Source organism: Rhodophyticola porphyridii (genome assembly GCF_003688285.1).
Classification (GTDB): domain Bacteria; phylum Pseudomonadota; class Alphaproteobacteria; order Rhodobacterales; family Rhodobacteraceae; genus Rhodophyticola; species Rhodophyticola porphyridii.
The window spans coordinates 80,046-96,536 of sequence record NZ_RCNT01000001.1 but is presented as its reverse complement, the minus strand read 5'-3'; the positions used below and the strand labels follow the sequence as shown (position 1 = coordinate 96,536).

The following is a 16,491-nucleotide window of genomic DNA, read 5'->3' as shown; positions in this document are numbered from 1 at the left end:
GTCGATTTCTGCAAAATCAGCCCGAAAATCGGGCTTTTTCGCCGAATCAAAGGAATGCGGTCTCCTCAAACGAGCGCAGTTTCCGGGAATGCAGCCGTTCAAGGGGCATCTCCCTGAGCTTTTCCATCGCCCGGATGCCGATCAGAAGATGGCGCGAGACCTGTGTTTTATAGAACGCGCTCGCCATGCCAGGCAGTTTCAGTTCTCCGTGCAACGGCTTGTCAGAAACGCAAAGCAACGTTCCGTAGGGCACGCGAAAACGGAACCCGTTGGCGGCAATCGTGGCACTCTCCATATCCAGCGCGATCGCGCGCGATTGGCTGAGGCGCTGCACCGGGCCGCTATGGTCCCTGAGTTCCCAGTTGCGGTTGTCGATGGTCGCAACCGTTCCCGTCCGCATGATCCGTTTCAGGTCGTAACCCTCCACATCGCTCACGTCCGCCACGGCATCCTCAAGCGCAATCTGCACCTCCGCCAGCGCCGGGATCGGCACCCAGACCGGCAGGTCGTCATCAAGCACGTGGTCTTCGCGCAGATAGGCATGGGCGAGGACGAAGTCGCCAAGCGATTGCGAGTTCCGCAACCCCGCGCAATGCCCCACCATCAGCCAGACATGGGGCCGCAGGACCGCGATATGATCCGTCGCGGTTTTCGCGTTCGACGGGCCGACGCCGATATTGACCAGCGTGATGCCGGCCCCGCCCGGGCGGGTCAGGTGATAGGTCGGCATCTGTGGCAGTTTTGGCGGTGTGTTCAGCGCCTGATCGGGATCGGTGATCACGTCATTCCCGGGACCGACAAGTGCGGTGTAGCCGCTATCGGGGTCACGCAGTGCCGCCCGGCCGAACTCCACGAACTCCTCCACATAGAACTGGTAGTTGGTGAAAAGCACGTGATTCTGGAAATGCTCAGGCGCCGTTGCCGTGTAATGGGCAAGGCGCGCCAGCGAATAGTCGATCCGCTGCGCTGTGAAGGGCGCAAGCGCCCCGGATCCGTCCTCGTTATGGTAGCCGAAGCCGTTGACGATCTCGTCATTGGTCGTACCCAGATCGGGCACGTCGAATACATCGCGCAACGGAAAAGCCAGTGCGCCATCCTGAGGCACCTGCATATCCGCATCATTCAGCACCGCGAAATGCACTGGGATCGGTGTCATCGACGGGCCGATACTGACCGGAACCTGGTGATTTTCGATCAGCAGGCCGATCTGCTGAGTCAGATAATGCTTGAAGAGGTCAGGGCGGGTCACGGTCGTGGAGTAACTTCCCGGCTCCGCAACGTGCCCGAAGGACAGGCGGCTGTCGATCTGCCCGAAGCTTGTCGTCGTGATACGGATCTCCGGATAAAACGCGCGGAAGCGTTTGTCGGGCATCTCGCCCATGACCACCTCGGCGAAATGCGCGCTGAGGAACTTCGTCGCGGTCTCGTACAGCTCGCGCAGATAGGCCACGGCTTCTTTGGGATCGGTGAAGCTTTTCACACCCTGATCGGCGGGGCTTTCCACCGGCAAATGTATCATGGGCGCGGTCATAAGGTATCCTTTTCGAACAAATCCGTCAGCTCAAAGCGGGTCACATCGACCAGACCCAGATCGGATATCCGAAGTTCCGGGATAACCACCAGCGCCAGAAGCGAATGCTGCATATAGGCATTGTTGAGCGTGCAGCCACAGGCCACCATCGCTTCGACCATCGCCTGTGCTTTCGCGGCTACCTCCGCGGCCGGACGGTCGGACATCAATCCGGCGATCGGCAGTTCCACCAGCGCCAGCTCCGCGCCATCCCTGAAAACGGTCACACCGCCGCCAACCTCGGCCAGCCGCATGCTGGCCCTGGCCATGCTGTCCCGGTCCGTGCCGACCACGATCATGTGATGGCTGTCATGGGCCACGGTCGAGGCAACAGCGACATTGCCCTGATATCCGAACCCCGAGACGAACCCGTTCACCACGCTGCCCGTGCCCTTGTGCCGTTCGACCAATGCGATCTGGCAGACGTCGCCCTTTCCCTCCACCACGCCATCGCGCACCGGCAAATCGGCGGTCAGCGCCTTGGTCGGCGCCTGGTTCTCTACCACACCGATCACCTTGGCCTTGACCTGATTGGCGCCATCGGGCGCGGCAATCTCGAAATCCGTCGCGCTGAGTGTCTTGCCCAGATTGACCGACCTGCGGGTGTCGTCAGGCCAATCGAGATGCGGGCAGGCAACAAGGCAATCGCCATCCTGGGCCACCTTCCTGCCCCGCGCATAGACGGTTTCAACCGGCAGGCTGCGCAAGTCCGATGTCACGATCATATCCGCCCGGCGCCCAGGCGCGATCGACCCAAGCTCGCGCTCCAGCCCGAAATGCGTCGCGGTGTTGATTGTGGCCATCTGCAACGCCACCAGCGGGTCGCACCCGCAGGCGATCGCGTGGCGCAGAACCCGGTTCATATGCCCTTCATTCACGAGCGTGCCGGAATGGCAATCATCCGTGCACAGGATGAAGTTGCGCGAATCCAGTCCGCGCTCGGTGACCGCGGTGATTTGGCTTTCCACATCATACCAGGCAGACCCGAGGCGCAACATCGCCCGCATCCCCTGACGCACCCGCGCGATGGCGTCCGCCTCGGCCACACCCTCGTGATCGTCTGCCGGCCCGCCCGCGGCATAGGCGTGAAATGCGGAGCCCAGATCGGGGGAGGCGTAATGCCCACCGATCACTTTGCCGGCCTTCACCGTCTCGGCCATCTCCGCCAGCAGCATCGTATCGCCCGCGACCACGCCGGGAAAATTCATCATCTCGCCCAGACCAACGATGCCCGGCCAGGTCATCGCCTCGGCCACGTCCTCGGGTCCGATCTCGAAACCGGTGGTCTCCAGACCCGGCGCGGAGGGTGCGCAGGAGGGCATCTGGGTATAAATGTTGACCGGTTGCAGCTGCGCCTCGTCATGCATCAGCCTGACACCACGCAGACCGAAAACATTGGCGATCTCATGGGGGTCGGTGAACATCGTGGTGGTGCCGTGGGGAATGACGGCACGGGCAAACTCGGCGGGCGTCAGCATGCCGCTTTCGATATGCATATGCCCGTCGCAAAGACCGGGGATCAGATATCTTCCCTGAAGATCGGCCAGCTCTGTATCCGGCCCGATGCAATGGCCGGCATCCGGACCCACATAGGCAAACCGCCCGCAAGCCACCGCCACATCCCACCCGTCGAGGATCTCGCGGGTTTGCACATTTACCAGACAGGCGTTTCTCAGCACCAGATCGGCGGGTTTTCGTCCGGCCGCGACAGCCACCAGATCGGCGGCGCTATCGGCCCAGGTCTTCAGCATTTCCATGGCACAGTTTCCCACCCTGACAGGCCGGCTTCAAGCGACATTTGAATGACGGCGGGTCAGACCCTCAGAGCGTCGGCACGCATCTGCTCATAAAGCGGCAACGCCGCGTCCAGCACGGGGCGATGGGCCTCCGCGACGGCCGGCAGAGGGCCTTCGGCACCCGCGAAGCCGGTGCTGTCATGCACCGCACCATACCAGTGCCTGGCCCAGATCCCATCCTCGGGCCGACCGCCCTTGGGCCAGCGCAGCATGGCCTCGGTGAAAGGCAGCCCAAGTGCCCCGCACAGCGCCTCCAGCATTCCTCGGGGGGTCTGCCGGATGTCGAAACTGTCGATCACCACCCCGCCAAGCCGGCGATAGAGCGCCGCTTGCTGGGGAAAGCCGATATCCTCCAGCGTCACCGCCTCGCGCTTGGCCGCATAGCTCGCGATCACCCGTGCCGGATGCCGGATCAGGTGGACATTCACGCAGTGCTCTGCCCAGTCCAGCGGAAATCCGGGCAGCATGTGATGGGGCATGTGCTTCATGTAGAAATGCTCCTTGCCACCCGGAACCGGCCCGGCACAGCGCGCGCCAATCACGGCCGGATCACTCTCATGGGCGGCCACGATCTCACCGGCGAGCGGGTGATCCGAGCCGCTTTCCCGGAGATAGGCCCCATAGAACGGCTCGTCCCAGACCGCGCAATCGCCCCGCGCCGCGAATGCATACATCATCGCGGTGGAAAGGTTCCGCGGCCCGGACCACATGGCAATCTTCATCTCACTCACCCTGCATGCGCGCCGCACAAGAACCGTTCATCCATCGCGCGCCACCAGATCGGCATAGAGCGCCCGGATTCTCTGCGTCATCGCCCCCATCCGGCCATCGCCGATCTGCCGTCCGTCGATCTCCCCCACCGGGGTCTGCGCGCCGAACGTGCCGGTCAGAAACGCCTCCTCCGCCCCATAGGTCTCGACCAGCGAGTAATTCCGCTCGAAAACCGGAATGTCATTGGCGCGGCAAAGCTCGATCACCTTCTGGCGGGTGATCCCGTTCATGCAGTAATCGCCGGTCGAGGTCCAAACCTCGCCCTTGCGCACGATGAAGAAATTGCAGGCATTGGTCGTGTTCACAAAGCCATGCACGTCAAGCATCAGCGCCTCGTCGGCCCCTGCCTTTTCGGCGGCGATGCAGGCCAGGATGCAGTTGAGCTTGGAATGGGAGTTCAGTTTCGGATCCTGCGTCATCGGCAGGCCCCGCAGATGCGGCACCGTGGCCAGCCGGATCGGGCGCGGCAGGGACGGGCGGGAATGCTCCATGATGATCACCAAGGTCGGACCGGAAACCGACAGGGCCGGGTGCTGGAACGGGCGCTGCTTCACACCGCGCGTCACCATCAAGCGGGCATGGGCATCACCATGCATCCCGTTGGCGGCACGGGTCTCCTCCAGCGCCGCGCGCAGACCCGCACGATCAAGGCCGATATCCAGATCAATCGCCTTGGCAGCTTCGAACAGGCGATCCAGATGCTCATCCAGAAACCCCCAGCGCCCGTTGTAAAGCCGCAGGCCTTCCCATACGCCATCGCCCAGCATGAAGCCGCTGTCATAGACGCTGACCATCGCCGCGCCGCGAGGTTTCAGCGCACCGTTCACCCAGATCAGGATCTTGTCGTTCCGCGCATCCTCTTCCGCCTGATGGGTTGTTACCGCGTCGTCCATGGCCAGGGCTCCCTCTTCACCGCTCCGTGACCTCACACCCATGTGCGTTGTATTTCAATGCCTCTCGGTCGTTAAACTGTGGCCGACTGCAGTATGGAGCGCACTTTCCCATGTCCCGACTTCCGATCCGCGACACGCTGAAAATCGCCATGCTTGGTGTTGCCATTCTGGCCGGGCTGGCCTTGCAGCATGGCAAGGCCCATGCAGCCGACATCCAGACAACCGTGGTTGCCGGCGGGTGTTTCTGGTGCGTCGAGGCGGATTTCGAACAGGTGCCCGGCGTGATCGATGTCGTCTCGGGCTATGCGGGCGGAACGGTGGCGAACCCAACCTATCGGCAGGTCGTGCGCGGCGGCACCGGACATCTGGAGGTCGCGCAAATCACCTATGACGCGGACCGGCTGTCCTACGCGGACCTGCTGCACTTGTTCTTGCGGTCCGTCGATCCGCTTGATGCCGGCGGACAGTTCTGCGACCGGGGGCACAGCTACAGCACCGCGATTTTCGTGGAAACCGCGCAGGAACGTGCGACTGCCGAGGCGGCGCTGGCCGAGGCAAGCGCCGCACTGGGCCGTCAGGTCGTGACGCCGGTACGCGAGGCGGCGACTTTCTACCCTGCCGAGGCATATCATCAGGATTACTACCGCAGCTCCGATCTGATCGTGACACGGTTCGGCCCACGCCGGAAGTCAGTGGCCTATGAGCTTTACCGCGAAGCCTGTGGCCGCGATGCGCGGCTGCGCGAGCTTTGGGGCAGCTCCGCTCTCAGCCATTGAGCGTCACAGGAACAAGGCCACGTTGTTACGCAGAATGATTTCCAGCGCGTAAAGGCCCAGGATCACCACCAGCGGCGCCAGATCCAGCCCGCCCATGTTCGGCAACAGGCGTCGGATCGGCGCATAGACCGGCTCAAGAAGCCGGTTCAGCCCGTCCCAGATCTGGGCGACAATCGGTTGGCGCATGTTCAGCACCCCGAAATTGATCAGCCAGCTCATGATCACATGGGCGATCACGATGAAGAACGCCACGTTGATCAGCAGCATCAGTATTTGGAAAAGGGAGGTCATGCGCGCGGCCTTTTGCCTTGGAAATCAGCTTGCTTCCAGACCTAAGCGGGATGTGAAGGCTCTGCAAGTGACGCAACGCCCGGGCTTGACCCCAACGCAAACCGAAATCATCTGCCCGATCATGACCCCGATCATCCGCACCGCCGCCGAAATTCTGCGCGCCCGCCGCGCCGACCCCCTGCCGCTTCTGGGGCTGCACAAGACCCGAATGCGGTGCTGGCCTGGCGATATCGACCTTTTTCTGGAACTCAACAACGGGCGTACGCTGTCGCTGTTCGATATCGGCCGCTTCGGGCTGGCGGTTCGGATCGGGCTTATAAAGGTCCTCCGGCAGCGCCGATGGGGTCTGGTCGTGGCCGGAAGCTCGGTACGCTATCGGGCCCGCATCCGTCCGTTTCAGACCTTCGAGATGCGCAGCCGCGCGCTCGCCTGGGATGCCCGGTTTGTCTATATCGAACAGTCGATGTGGCGGGGCGAGCTGTGCTGCAACCATGTCCTGCTGCGCACGGCCGTGACGGAAAACGGCCGGATCGTGCCCACCGCACGGGTGGTCGAGGCGCTTGGGACATCTCAAACCTCCCCCGACCTTCCCGACTGGGCCGCCGCCTGGATCGATGCGGACGCGACCCGCCCCTGGCCGCCGAGAATGTAGGCCACACGGGCATTTTCATTGCCAAATCGCCCCGCGCCACCGATGCTGCGCCAAAATCGGGACCTTAGGGGCAGGCATGACAGCGACGGTATTGCAAAGGCGCATCTGGGGATGGTGGGCGTTCGACTGGGCAAGCCAGCCTTACAACACCCTGCTTCTGACCTTCATTTTCGGCCCCTACATCAACGAGTTGCTTGGCGATGGTACGGCGGCGCAGACAGCCTGGGGCTACGGTATCGGCGCGGCCGGCCTGCTGATTGCTTTGATGGCGCCGATCCTTGGCGCGATCGCCGACAAGGCGGGCCACAAGATGCCGTTCATCTGGCTGTTTTCGCTGATGTACGTGATCGGATCGGCCGGCCTGTGGCTGGCTGTGCCCGGCGATTTCAACCTCGTCTTCATTCTGTGTTTCTTTGCCATCGGCCTGATCGGAATGGAATTCGCGACGATCTTCACCAACTCGCTTATGCCGTCTCTGGGCGGGCGCGGGGACATGGGCCGCATCTCGGGCACGGGATGGGCGATCGGCTATCTGGGCGGGTTTCTGGCGCTGGTGATCATGCTGCTGCTGCTGGCCGAAAACGCCGAGACCGGCAAAACCCTGATCGGGATCGATCCGATCCTGGGCCTGGATGCCGGGATGCGCGAAGGCACCCGTGCGGTCGGCCCGCTCACCGCACTCTGGTTCGCCGTCTTCATGATCCCCTTCTTCCTATGGGTGAAAGAGCCAAGGCTGAAAGACGCGGTACCGATAGGCCGGGCCGTGTCTACCGCCCTGCCCGATCTTATGAGCCATCTCAAGGCCCTGCCCACGGACCGCAGCCTGTTCGCCTTTCTGGGCTCGTCCATGTTCTACCGCGACGGGCTGAACGGGATGTATGTCTTCGGCGGTATCTATGCGGCGGGCGTATTGGGATGGTCGGTCGTCGATGTGGGGATTTTCGGCATCCTTGCGGTGCTGACCGGCGCCCTTTTCGCCTGGCTTGGCGGCATGGCCGACAGCCGCTTCGGCCCCAAGCCCGTGATCACGCTCAACGTGGTCGTGCTGACGCTTGTGGGTATCGGCATCGTCTTCATCGCGCGGGACAGCGTCTTTGGCATCCCGGTCGGGCCACAGTCTTTCCTGCCCGATATCGCCTTCTACGTTCTTGGTGCTATGATCGGCGCGGCGGGCGGCGCCCTGCAATCGGCCAGCCGGACGATGCTGGTCCGACAGACAGAACCCGACCGGATGACCGAAGGCTTCGGGCTCTACGCGCTGGCGGGCAAAGCGACCTCGTTCATCGCACCGCTTCTGATCGGGGTGACGACCCAGATAAGCGGTAGTCAGCAAATGGGGATCACACCGCTGATCGCCCTCTTCCTGCTTGGGCTGGTTCTGCTAGTCTGGGTGGATCCAGATGGCCGACAGGAGCCCGCCGCATGATCCGTACCCGCCCCGTCCTAGCCGCTCTTGGCCTTGCGGTTCTGGCCGCCTGCAACGGTGCCGGGCCGGATCGCGGGCCTGCCGCGCCCGCTATGCCACCGCTGGATGTGACCCAGTCCCGGCAGGAGGCGCGCCAGCTTTTCGGCGCCGAGAGTGTCAGCTACCCAGGCCCTCCCGCCGCATTCGGCGGATATGCGCGCGGCTGCGTCGGGGGCGCCGAGCAATTGCCCGAAACCGGCCCGACCTGGCAGGCGATGCGCCTGAACCGGAACCGCAACTGGGCCCTGCCGGTTACGCTGGATTACGTTCAGGATCTGAGCCGCGAGGTTGCGCGGACCACATCCTGGAACGGAATCTACGTCGGCGATATGAGCCAGCCGAGAGGCGGGCCGATGCTGACCGGCCATCGCAGCCACCAATCCGGTCTCGACATAGATATCTGGATGCGGCCCGCCACCAACCTTAACCTCACGCGGGCCGAGCGGGAAACCCTCTCCTCCATCTCCATGCGGCGGGCCAACGGCGCCTATGTCAATGACAGCTGGACCGAGGATCACTGGCGTGTTTTGCGCGCCGCCGCCTCCGACCCGCGCGTGGCGCGCATCTTCGTCTTTCCCGGCGCCAAGGTCTGGATGTGCGACAATGAAACCGGCGACCGCAGCTATCTGCGCAATATCCGGCCCTGGTGGGGCCATCACTACCATTTCCATGTGCGGCTATCCTGCCCGCCGGGCATGCCGGCCTGCGAGGATCAGGCCGCGCCGCCGCCCGGAGACGGCTGCGATCAGGCCCGCGAATGGGTTCAGAACATCCTGAACCCGCCGCCGCCAGACCCGAATGCGCCGCCGCTGCAGCCGCGCCGGGAACTGACCCTTGGCGATCTGCCGCGCCAATGCGCGGCGATCCTGTCGCCCTGATCCGCGCCGCCCTGATCTGTCTGGCCCTGAGCGCTCCGGCGGTCGCGGATCCGCTGAGCGAGCATGACTGGCAGGATGACGCACCGCAACTGGGGGGCCTCTCGGGTGTGGAGATCAGCAGCGATGGCACCCGGCTCTGGGCATTGTCCGACAGGGGTTATCTTATTGCCGCCCGTATCTCCCGTACCGAAGGAGCCATCACCGGCATCGGGATCACGCGGATCGCCGAACTTCTGGACGCCAACGGAAACCGCCCCGAAACCCGCGCCGCCCGCGACAGTGAAGGCCTCGCCGTCAGCACAGGCGGCCATGTCTATATCTCTTACGAGGGCGATCATCGGCTGACGGGTCACACACCGGACGGCCGCGTCAATCTCAGCTTTCCGACGCCGCCGGATATCGCCGGGATGGACCTGAACGGCTCGTTCGAAGCTCTCGCCATAGGGCCAGACAACACGCTTTATACGCTTGCGGAACGCGGCCCGGACGGAGAAGCCCCGCTTTATCGCTTCGCCGGCGGCGTCTGGGACACCGACTTCATGTATCCGCGCAGCAACGGGTTCGATCCGGTGGGCATGGATTTCGACGATCTTGGCCGTCTTTACATCCTTGAACGCAGTTTCAGTATGTTCGGTGGGTTTGCCACCCGCATCCGGCGCGCGGAAATCACGGAAAGCGGCCTCGGCCCGCTGGAGACTCTGCTGGAAACCGCCACCGGCCGTCATCCCAATCTCGAAGGCATCAGCCTCTGGCGAGATCAGACCGGGCGGCTGATCGCCACCCTTGTCGCGGATGACAATTACAACCGGATGTTCCGCAGCCAGATCGTCGAATACCCGATACCGGATTGAGGCGAGGGGCTCTAACGGCCCGGTATGTCCCCGCGTTTGCCCTCATAGGCCCAGCCGTCTATCACGGCCATAGCCTCCTCGGCAGTTTCGACGAAACGGAACAGGTCCAGATCTTCGCGCGCGATCGTTCCGGCGTGAGCCAGGGCGTCCCAGTTCACCACCTCCCGCCAGAAGCTTTCGCCGAACAAGAGGACCGGCACCTGTTCCATCCGGCCGGTCTGGATGAGGGTCAGGCTTTCGAACAGCTCATCCATGGTTCCGAACCCGCCGGGAAAGACCGCGATCGCCTTCGCGCGGATCAGGAAATGCATCTTGCGGATACCGAAATAGTGGAAATTGAAGCACAGTTCGGGGGTGATATAGGCGTTGGGCACCTGCTCATGTGGCAGAACGATATTGAGCCCGATGGAACAACCGCCCGCCTCCGCCGCCCCCCGGTTTCCCGCCTCCATCACGCCGGGTCCGCCGCCGGTCACAACGACATCGCGTGTGCAGCCGGTGCTGACCGAACGCTCGGTAATGAGACATGCGAACTTGCGCGCCTCTTCATAATACCGGCTCATGTCGTTGAGCGCCGCCGACCGGGCCGTCTCCCCGGGTGCCGGGATGCGCGCGCCGCCGAACATCACCACCGTCGTCTCGATCCCGCGTTCATCCATCTCAAGCTGCGGCTTCAGCAGTTCCAGCTGCAACCGAACGGGTCTGAGCTCGTCCCGGCAGAGGAAATCCGGGTCCGCGAATGCCAGCCGGTAAGCCGGGGAGCGCGCCTGCGGCGTGTCCGGCTTGATCTGGCTCGACTTGATATCCTGATGGGCGTCGCGGAATGGGCCGTGTCGCTGATCGTCATTCATTTTTATACAAATTCCTGTTCGGGCAATCCGTACCGCGACACTAGCGGCCCCACACGCCCTGTGCCACCGGATACCCGCCTCCCCCGCCGCGATCTGATTGCGAAACCCGCCCACGTTGCCTATAGCCTCCTGCCAACACGATCCCCGGAGGACCCCCATGTCAAACGCCCAGCTTGAAACCGCGATCGAGGCCGCCTGGGAGGCGCGCAACCAGATCACACCGGCCACGACCGGGGAAATCCGCGAGGCCGTCGAGGACACTCTGAACGCGCTCGACAGCGGACACCTGCGGGTCGCCGAACGGCGGGAGAACGGGGACTGGCACGTGAACCAGTGGGCCAAGAAGGCGGTCCTGCTCGGGTTCCGCCTGAAAGACATGGAGATGCAGGGCGGCTCACCCCAGGGCGGAAGCTGGTGGGACAAGGTCGACAGCAAATGGGCCGGTTGGGGTGAAAACGAGTGGGGCGCGGCGGGTTTTCGAGCGGTGCCGAACTGCGTCGTCCGGAAATCCGCCTATATTGCGCCCGGTGTGGTGCTGATGCCGTCCTTCGTCAATCTCGGCGCCTATGTCGACAGCGGTACGATGGTCGACACATGGGCCACCGTCGGATCATGCGCGCAGATCGGCAAGAACGTACATCTGTCGGGCGGCGTCGGTATCGGCGGTGTGCTGGAACCGATGCAGGCCGGCCCCACGATCATCGAGGACAACTGCTTCATCGGGGCCCGCTCCGAAGTGGTCGAGGGCTGCATCGTGCGTGAGGGATCCGTGCTGGGCATGGGGGTTTTCATCGGGCAGTCGACCAAGATCGTGGACCGCGAGACGGGCCAGGTCATGTATGGCGAGGTGCCTGCCGGCTCGGTCGTGGTCGCGGGCTCGATGCCATCGAAAAACGGCGTCAATCTCTACTGCGCCGTCATCGTCAAGCGGGTCGATGAAAAGACCCGCTCAAAGACATCGATCAATGATCTTCTGCGCGACTGAGCCTGGTGCTTTTCGGCCAAATAGGAACGTGCTAGCCTCGGCGCATCAGGTAAACGAGCAGGTGTATCATGCAAGGTCTTGGATGGATTGCGGCGATCATCGTGGGCGGGCTGGCCGGTTGGGCGGCCAGTTCCATCATGAAGGCCGATACCGGGTTAGTGCTGAATATTGTTCTGGGCATCGTCGGCGCCCTGGTGGCCAACTTCCTCCTCGGTCTGGTGGGAATCAACGCATCGCCCACATGGATTTCGCAGGGTATCGTCGGCCTGATCGGGGCCTGCCTGCTAATTGCCGGATGGCGGGCCATACGCCGATAGAAACTTCTTTTCAAACTGATCAGTTTAGTTTATTTCTCTGCCAAACCAGAGGCGTAAGTATATCTTGCAGTAGGAAAAGCGGAGTTGAAAATGACCCGATATCTGGCCGGTTTGGCCCTTGTTCTGAGCGTGTTCGCCACCGGCACGGCCGTTGCACAGGAACAGCCGCAAGGGCTGAGCTTCGGGCTCGCGGCCGGAGTGTCGAACTCGCTTTATGTAGGGGATGAGGATGACACATCGGTCTTTCCGCTGCTCAGCTACCAGGGGCAGGGCTTTTCGGTCGGGTTCGACGGGCTGACGGTCGACATGATCGATCGCGGCGGGATGCGTGTGCAGGGGCGCCTTGCCCCACGCTTCACCGCGCTGGAAGATCCCGATGCCGCCGCCCTTCAGGGGCTGGACCGCGACATCACCGTCGATGCAGGCTTCAGCCTTGCCTATGACATCAGCCCGCAGGCCACGGTAAACGCCACATTCCTGCAGGAAATCACCGGTGAACATGACGGGCGGGAGCTTACCGTGGATGTTCGGCATCAACTTATGCTGGGGCAGTTGCCTCTCGGCCTCAGCGCGGGGCTGACATGGCAAAGCGAGGATCTGGCCGGGTATCTCTATGGGGTCCGCCCCTCCGAAGCGACCGGCACCCGCCCGGCCTATAGGCCCGATGCGGCGGTGATCCCATTCGTGGGCGTGTCGACGGCTTTTCCAATCACCGACAGCGCGGCGATTTTTGCCACCGCACAGGCATCTTTTCTGGATGACACGATCACCGACAGCCCCATCGTCGACGAAGACAGGCTCTATAGCGCCAATATCGGCATTCAGTTCAACTTCTAAGGTCGCGTCCGACGGAAGTGCGGCCCCGTTGCGTGTTATCGGACGGAACCGTACAGGGAGATCAGCCAGACCATGACCCGAGCCTTCCTTCTGACCATGGCCATCGCGGTGGGCCTTTTCGCGCAAAAGATGCAGGCCGAAGAACATCGGGCACAGGTCGCCCAGAACCAGAGCGGCCCTGGCACGACCCTGGGCGCCGGGCCGATCGCGGGCACGCCGCCAACCGGATCGCACCCGGCAGGCGCCGCAACCCTGGATCTTTTCTGATCCCGCCGCCCTGCCTTGGCCACCGAAAGGCGCCGGGGTGGATGTTCTGCCCTTCCGTTGGGGTGCCATCGACTTGACAGCGGCACCTCCAAACCCGCAAAGCCGCCGCATGAGTGACACCAAGAAGGAAAAGCGTCCCCAGCAGATTTTCACCCTGCTGGTGGAAGTGGGCCGCAAGGCGGGCGACGGGTTGCCGGATGGCGCCACCGGCGCAGCCCTGATCTGCTATGCGTCCGGTGTCGACGAAGCGGAAGCGGTGCGTGAAACCGTGGCGATCCTGAAACAGGCCGATCTGGCCCCGCTGGACGTCACCGGCTATGGCACGCGCGATGAGCGTCTTGCACAGGGTCACGACATCGATGCCGAGGAAACCGCGCTGATGGAGCGCGCGCGTGCCGAAAACGCCGTGATCGTGGCGCAGATGACACCGTTTTTCGGAGAGGACGGGTTCGCGCCTTAGGCTGCGACGCGGCGATGCTCGGCGATCAGCGACAATAGGCTCTGCGCCGCCGCGCGATCCAGCGTCGGATAGTGCGGGCTTGCATCTGCTTCGGACAGTTGGCCGGTGTTGCGCCCGTTTGCGCTGAGCATGTCGCCAAGCAGAAGCGTCTCCAGCCGGCAGCGCCCGACCATGACGCAGTCATGATCGTCCAGAAGGAAGTGGTGGAACACCCGTGTGGGACGCGTGTGGTCGCGCCGTGCCGAAATGCCGTTCACCAGATCTCTGGCGCGGACGAAGACCCGTTCCTCGCCGAACAGATACTCCACATCGGTTCCATCCATCAGCAGGCGATGCTGCGCGGACACGGTGCAATCCCGGGTCAGCCCGAAATAGGGCGCGCGCAAGACGACAGGGGCCATGGAGCCAAGGCACAAGACCTCGCGCCGTCCGGCCCAGCGAACCACCTGCAGCCCGCGATCGAGCGTGTCGACGACCATGCCGGGGCGCAGATCCTCGACCCGAACGGGGCCGGCAGGGGTGTTGATGGGCGTGCCCGCCTGAAAACAGGGGGCGGGGCCCACCGGCACCTCATGGGTCGCCAGCGCGGCGAAGTTCAGTTGCTCCACATATCGGGGGCTGCGCGGCAGAAAATCGGTCAGATCCGGGACGACCGACACCCGCGGACGCAGGAGGAGCCGCAGGCCGCTGTCAAGGTTGCGGATATCGACAAGCGTATCGCGACCGTTGATATCGGTGCGGTAATGCAGATGGAAGGTCTCGCCGGGCTGCAGCATTCCGGGCTGTGTCATGACATCGACATCGCGGTGGAAAAGGCGCATCGCGCCATCGGGCATGCGGAAAAATCCGAACTGTTCCGTGTCGGCGCCGGCGCCGGCCCAAAGCCGGATCGGGCGTTCGCTACCACGGGGCAGGCGCCCTTCGACGATGAGTGTGACATGGCCGGATTCGGGCGATATCGGCTTCGGCATCGTGGCGATCTCAACGCCGTCCACCTGACCCGTTGCATCCCAGATTGCTGCCCAGACCATCTCAACCACCTCTATAACACCTGATACGGAAACAATCTGGCATAAGAATGTGGGAAGATTTCATCCGGAGTGAGGCAAATTCAGGGCTCACGCAAACAGAGCCCGGGCTTCATAGGATTTCAGCGCCGGACGGGCCGACGGCCCATACCCGAAATCGGAGTTTTGGCTCAATTCCGGAAACAATGCGAGCACTTCCGCCCGGGTTTCCTCTTCGAATCCGCCAAGCGTGTGCGGACCCGGAAAGAAGCTCTCGGTCAGAAGCCCGTCGGACCAGACGATCTGATGAGTATCGAACAGCAGGTGATAGTATTCCACATCACCGCCGGTTTCGAAGCAGACGCTGCGATGATTGACCAGATCCTTGGCCGTCACCAGAACCTCATCCTCGCCAAACAGCAACTCGGCCATGTAATGGGAGATCATCACCCGGTGCTGGGGGGACAGGCGCAATGTGCCATGCGCGCCGAAGGTGCCAGCCTTGATCACCACCGGAGCGAGCTTTCCCGTGGCCTCCACCTGCCTGTTGCCGATCCAGCGAATGGCCTGCGGTCCGTGATCACGCGTCTGCACCAGGTCGCCGACCCGCAGCCGTTCGACCGGAACCTCGCCGGAAGGTGTCAGAATCCGCGTCCCGCGCACAAAACACGGGATCGTGGTGACCGTGACGAAGGCCGTGTCGGAGATGCCGTCGGCATTCTCGGCCGTATAGCTGAAGTTGACCACATCCGGGTCGACCAGCCCGACCAGATCGGAAGGCGGCGTCACGGCCAGATTGCCATCGGCCTGCAAGGTGATCTCATGGCCGGAACTGAGCGTTACCGTGTCGCCGACCGACACTTCCTGCCCGTTGATATGGGTGACGATCATCAGGCCCACGCCATCGCCGTCATTGGCCAGAACGTCCACCGTGCCGGTGAAGCCTTCATACAGGGTCTTGGTATCGTCCCCGGCAATGAAGTCGCCCTGAATGCTGTCCGCCGCGATCAGAAGCGCGGAATCGTAGCTGCTGTCCTGCACATCGGCGATGCCGAACTTGATGGTGTTTTGCACGCCCGCATTGACCGGCAAGATCAGGCGCAGAGTCACGGTGAACCCATCGGCCTCGGTATTGTAGGCATCGCCCGTGTTGTCGACGAAAAGCGTCTCGTTCTCAGACTGGTTGACCGAGTTGATCTGCGTGACCTCGAAAATCGGCGAAGTCACGAGCTGGCCATTGACCCAGACCGCCACCACGTCGTTGAAGACCGAACCGGTGTATTCAGGATACTCCTCGGACGCGAAGGTGAACTGCATCGACATGACATCGGTGTTCGGGATGAAATCGACCTCCATGACCGATGCGTCAAAGGTCGACCGTCCGGCCACGGCATTGAAATCTGTCCGGTTGCTGTCACCGTAGGTATTGGTGCTGGTATTGGTGCGGGTATTCGGGTCGCCGCCGCCATCGCGCGTGATGTCCGTGACCCGGCCGGTCGAGAGGATCACGCCGCTATCCGAAGGCGTCAGCCCCGGAGCGATACTGTCCCCGCCGCTCCAGATACCGGAAGACCGGCTGTCGCCATCATAGTTGGCATCCACGATGGAGATGCCATCGCCGAATATCGCGCGCGCCATCTGCATGGCAGAGGCACTCGTGTTGATTGTCAGCTCGTCTGCTGTGGCCATGTCGGTCTGCCTCTGCCTCGTTCAAGGCTCGGACAGACCCGTTGACAAACCTGCATTCCCGCCACGGAGAGCGTCAGGAATGGTCCTTGTCTTCGAAACGCGGTCATTGCCGCCAGACTGCCCCAGCCTTTTTCC

18 protein-coding genes are annotated in these 16,491 nt (G+C 62.9%); 10 read left to right on the top strand and 8 right to left on the bottom strand.

What is annotated here, in order from left to right; genetic code table 11:
• Positions 1–46 precede the first annotated feature (46 nt).
• The 4 genes from D9R08_RS00470 to D9R08_RS00455 are packed head-to-tail and all read right to left on the bottom strand — an operon-like array spanning position 47 to position 5,030.
• On the bottom strand, positions 47–1,531 hold the full coding sequence (locus D9R08_RS00470; protein WP_233557147.1) for an AMP nucleosidase: 1,485 nt from the start codon (positions 1,529–1,531) through the stop codon (positions 47–49).
• The gene (locus D9R08_RS00465; RefSeq protein ID WP_121896053.1) at positions 1,528–3,327 is read right to left on the bottom strand and encodes an adenine deaminase; all 1,800 of its coding nucleotides are present in this window, start codon (positions 3,325–3,327) and stop codon (positions 1,528–1,530) included. The genes D9R08_RS00470 and D9R08_RS00465 overlap by 4 nt, the downstream gene beginning before the upstream one ends.
• A 56-nt stretch (positions 3,328–3,383) precedes the next feature.
• Positions 3,384–4,088, bottom strand: coding sequence for a sulfotransferase-like domain-containing protein (locus D9R08_RS00460; RefSeq protein WP_121896052.1), 705 nt, complete (start codon positions 4,086–4,088; stop codon positions 3,384–3,386).
• Between the two features lie 36 nt (positions 4,089–4,124).
• Positions 4,125–5,030, bottom strand: a complete 906-nt coding sequence (locus D9R08_RS00455; RefSeq protein WP_121896051.1) for a D-amino acid aminotransferase — start codon at positions 5,028–5,030, stop codon at positions 4,125–4,127.
• A gap of 110 nt (positions 5,031–5,140) precedes the next feature.
• On the opposite strand from D9R08_RS00455, the gene msrA reads away from it, so the two are divergent.
• Complete coding sequence (gene msrA, locus D9R08_RS00450) at positions 5,141–5,806, top strand: peptide-methionine (S)-S-oxide reductase MsrA (protein WP_121896050.1); 666 nt, start codon at positions 5,141–5,143, stop codon at positions 5,804–5,806.
• A 3-nt stretch (positions 5,807–5,809) separates the two neighbouring features.
• Here msrA and D9R08_RS00445 read toward each other — a convergent pair whose 3' ends face one another.
• Positions 5,810–6,097 (bottom strand): YggT family protein, encoded by a 288-nt coding sequence (locus D9R08_RS00445; protein WP_121896049.1) that lies wholly within the window; start codon positions 6,095–6,097, stop codon positions 5,810–5,812.
• A 121-nt stretch (positions 6,098–6,218) separates the two neighbouring features.
• Between D9R08_RS00445 and D9R08_RS00440 the strand changes: the two genes are divergently transcribed.
• The 4 genes from D9R08_RS00440 to D9R08_RS00425 all read left to right on the top strand — a co-directional run bounded on the left by D9R08_RS00440 (position 6,219) and on the right by D9R08_RS00425 (position 9,943).
• Positions 6,219–6,749 (top strand): acyl-CoA thioesterase, encoded by a 531-nt coding sequence (locus D9R08_RS00440; protein ID WP_121896763.1) that lies wholly within the window; start codon positions 6,219–6,221, stop codon positions 6,747–6,749.
• Positions 6,750–6,825: 76 nt separating this feature from the next.
• Positions 6,826–8,175, top strand: coding sequence for an MFS transporter (locus tag D9R08_RS00435; RefSeq protein ID WP_121896048.1), 1,350 nt, complete (start codon positions 6,826–6,828; stop codon positions 8,173–8,175).
• Positions 8,172–9,092: a penicillin-insensitive murein endopeptidase gene (mepA, locus tag D9R08_RS00430; RefSeq protein WP_121896047.1), complete on the top strand. Its 921-nt coding sequence runs from the start codon at positions 8,172–8,174 to the stop codon at positions 9,090–9,092. The genes D9R08_RS00435 and mepA overlap by 4 nt, the downstream gene beginning before the upstream one ends.
• Positions 9,068–9,943 carry an esterase-like activity of phytase family protein gene (locus D9R08_RS00425; protein WP_158598898.1) on the top strand — a complete coding sequence of 292 codons (876 nt, stop codon included), beginning with the start codon at positions 9,068–9,070 and terminating at the stop codon, positions 9,941–9,943. Before mepA ends, D9R08_RS00425 begins: the two co-directional genes overlap by 25 nt.
• 11 nt (positions 9,944–9,954) lie before the next feature.
• On the opposite strand, the gene D9R08_RS00420 is transcribed toward D9R08_RS00425, so the two are convergent.
• Positions 9,955–10,794, bottom strand: coding sequence for an LOG family protein (locus D9R08_RS00420; RefSeq protein WP_121896045.1), 840 nt, complete (start codon positions 10,792–10,794; stop codon positions 9,955–9,957).
• Between the two features lie 157 nt (positions 10,795–10,951).
• Here D9R08_RS00420 and dapD point away from each other — a divergent pair, with 157 nt between their 5' ends.
• The 5 genes from dapD to D9R08_RS00395 all read left to right on the top strand — a co-directional run bounded on the left by dapD (position 10,952) and on the right by D9R08_RS00395 (position 13,660).
• Positions 10,952–11,779 carry a 2,3,4,5-tetrahydropyridine-2,6-dicarboxylate N-succinyltransferase gene (dapD, locus tag D9R08_RS00415; RefSeq protein WP_121896044.1) on the top strand — a complete coding sequence of 276 codons (828 nt, stop codon included), beginning with the start codon at positions 10,952–10,954 and terminating at the stop codon, positions 11,777–11,779.
• A 68-nt stretch (positions 11,780–11,847) separates the two neighbouring features.
• Positions 11,848–12,096: a GlsB/YeaQ/YmgE family stress response membrane protein gene (locus tag D9R08_RS00410; RefSeq protein ID WP_121896043.1), complete on the top strand. Its 249-nt coding sequence runs from the start codon at positions 11,848–11,850 to the stop codon at positions 12,094–12,096.
• 90 nt (positions 12,097–12,186) lie between these two features.
• Positions 12,187–12,933 carry a MipA/OmpV family protein gene (locus D9R08_RS00405; RefSeq protein WP_121896042.1) on the top strand — a complete coding sequence of 249 codons (747 nt, stop codon included), beginning with the start codon at positions 12,187–12,189 and terminating at the stop codon, positions 12,931–12,933.
• A gap of 72 nt (positions 12,934–13,005) precedes the next feature.
• Positions 13,006–13,200 (top strand): hypothetical protein, encoded by a 195-nt coding sequence (locus D9R08_RS00400; protein ID WP_121896041.1) that lies wholly within the window; start codon positions 13,006–13,008, stop codon positions 13,198–13,200.
• A gap of 109 nt (positions 13,201–13,309) precedes the next feature.
• Complete coding sequence (locus D9R08_RS00395; protein ID WP_121896040.1) at positions 13,310–13,660, top strand: hypothetical protein; 351 nt, start codon at positions 13,310–13,312, stop codon at positions 13,658–13,660.
• On the opposite strand, the gene D9R08_RS00390 is transcribed toward D9R08_RS00395, so the two are convergent.
• Positions 13,657–14,691 carry a Hint domain-containing protein gene (locus D9R08_RS00390; protein ID WP_121896039.1) on the bottom strand — a complete coding sequence of 345 codons (1,035 nt, stop codon included), beginning with the start codon at positions 14,689–14,691 and terminating at the stop codon, positions 13,657–13,659. The two genes, D9R08_RS00395 and D9R08_RS00390, sit on opposite strands and share 4 nt — an antisense overlap.
• Positions 14,692–14,778: 87 nt before the next feature.
• Positions 14,779–16,356 (bottom strand): Hint domain-containing protein, encoded by a 1,578-nt coding sequence (locus D9R08_RS00385; protein ID WP_121896038.1) that lies wholly within the window; start codon positions 16,354–16,356, stop codon positions 14,779–14,781.
• Positions 16,357–16,491 lie beyond the last annotated feature (135 nt).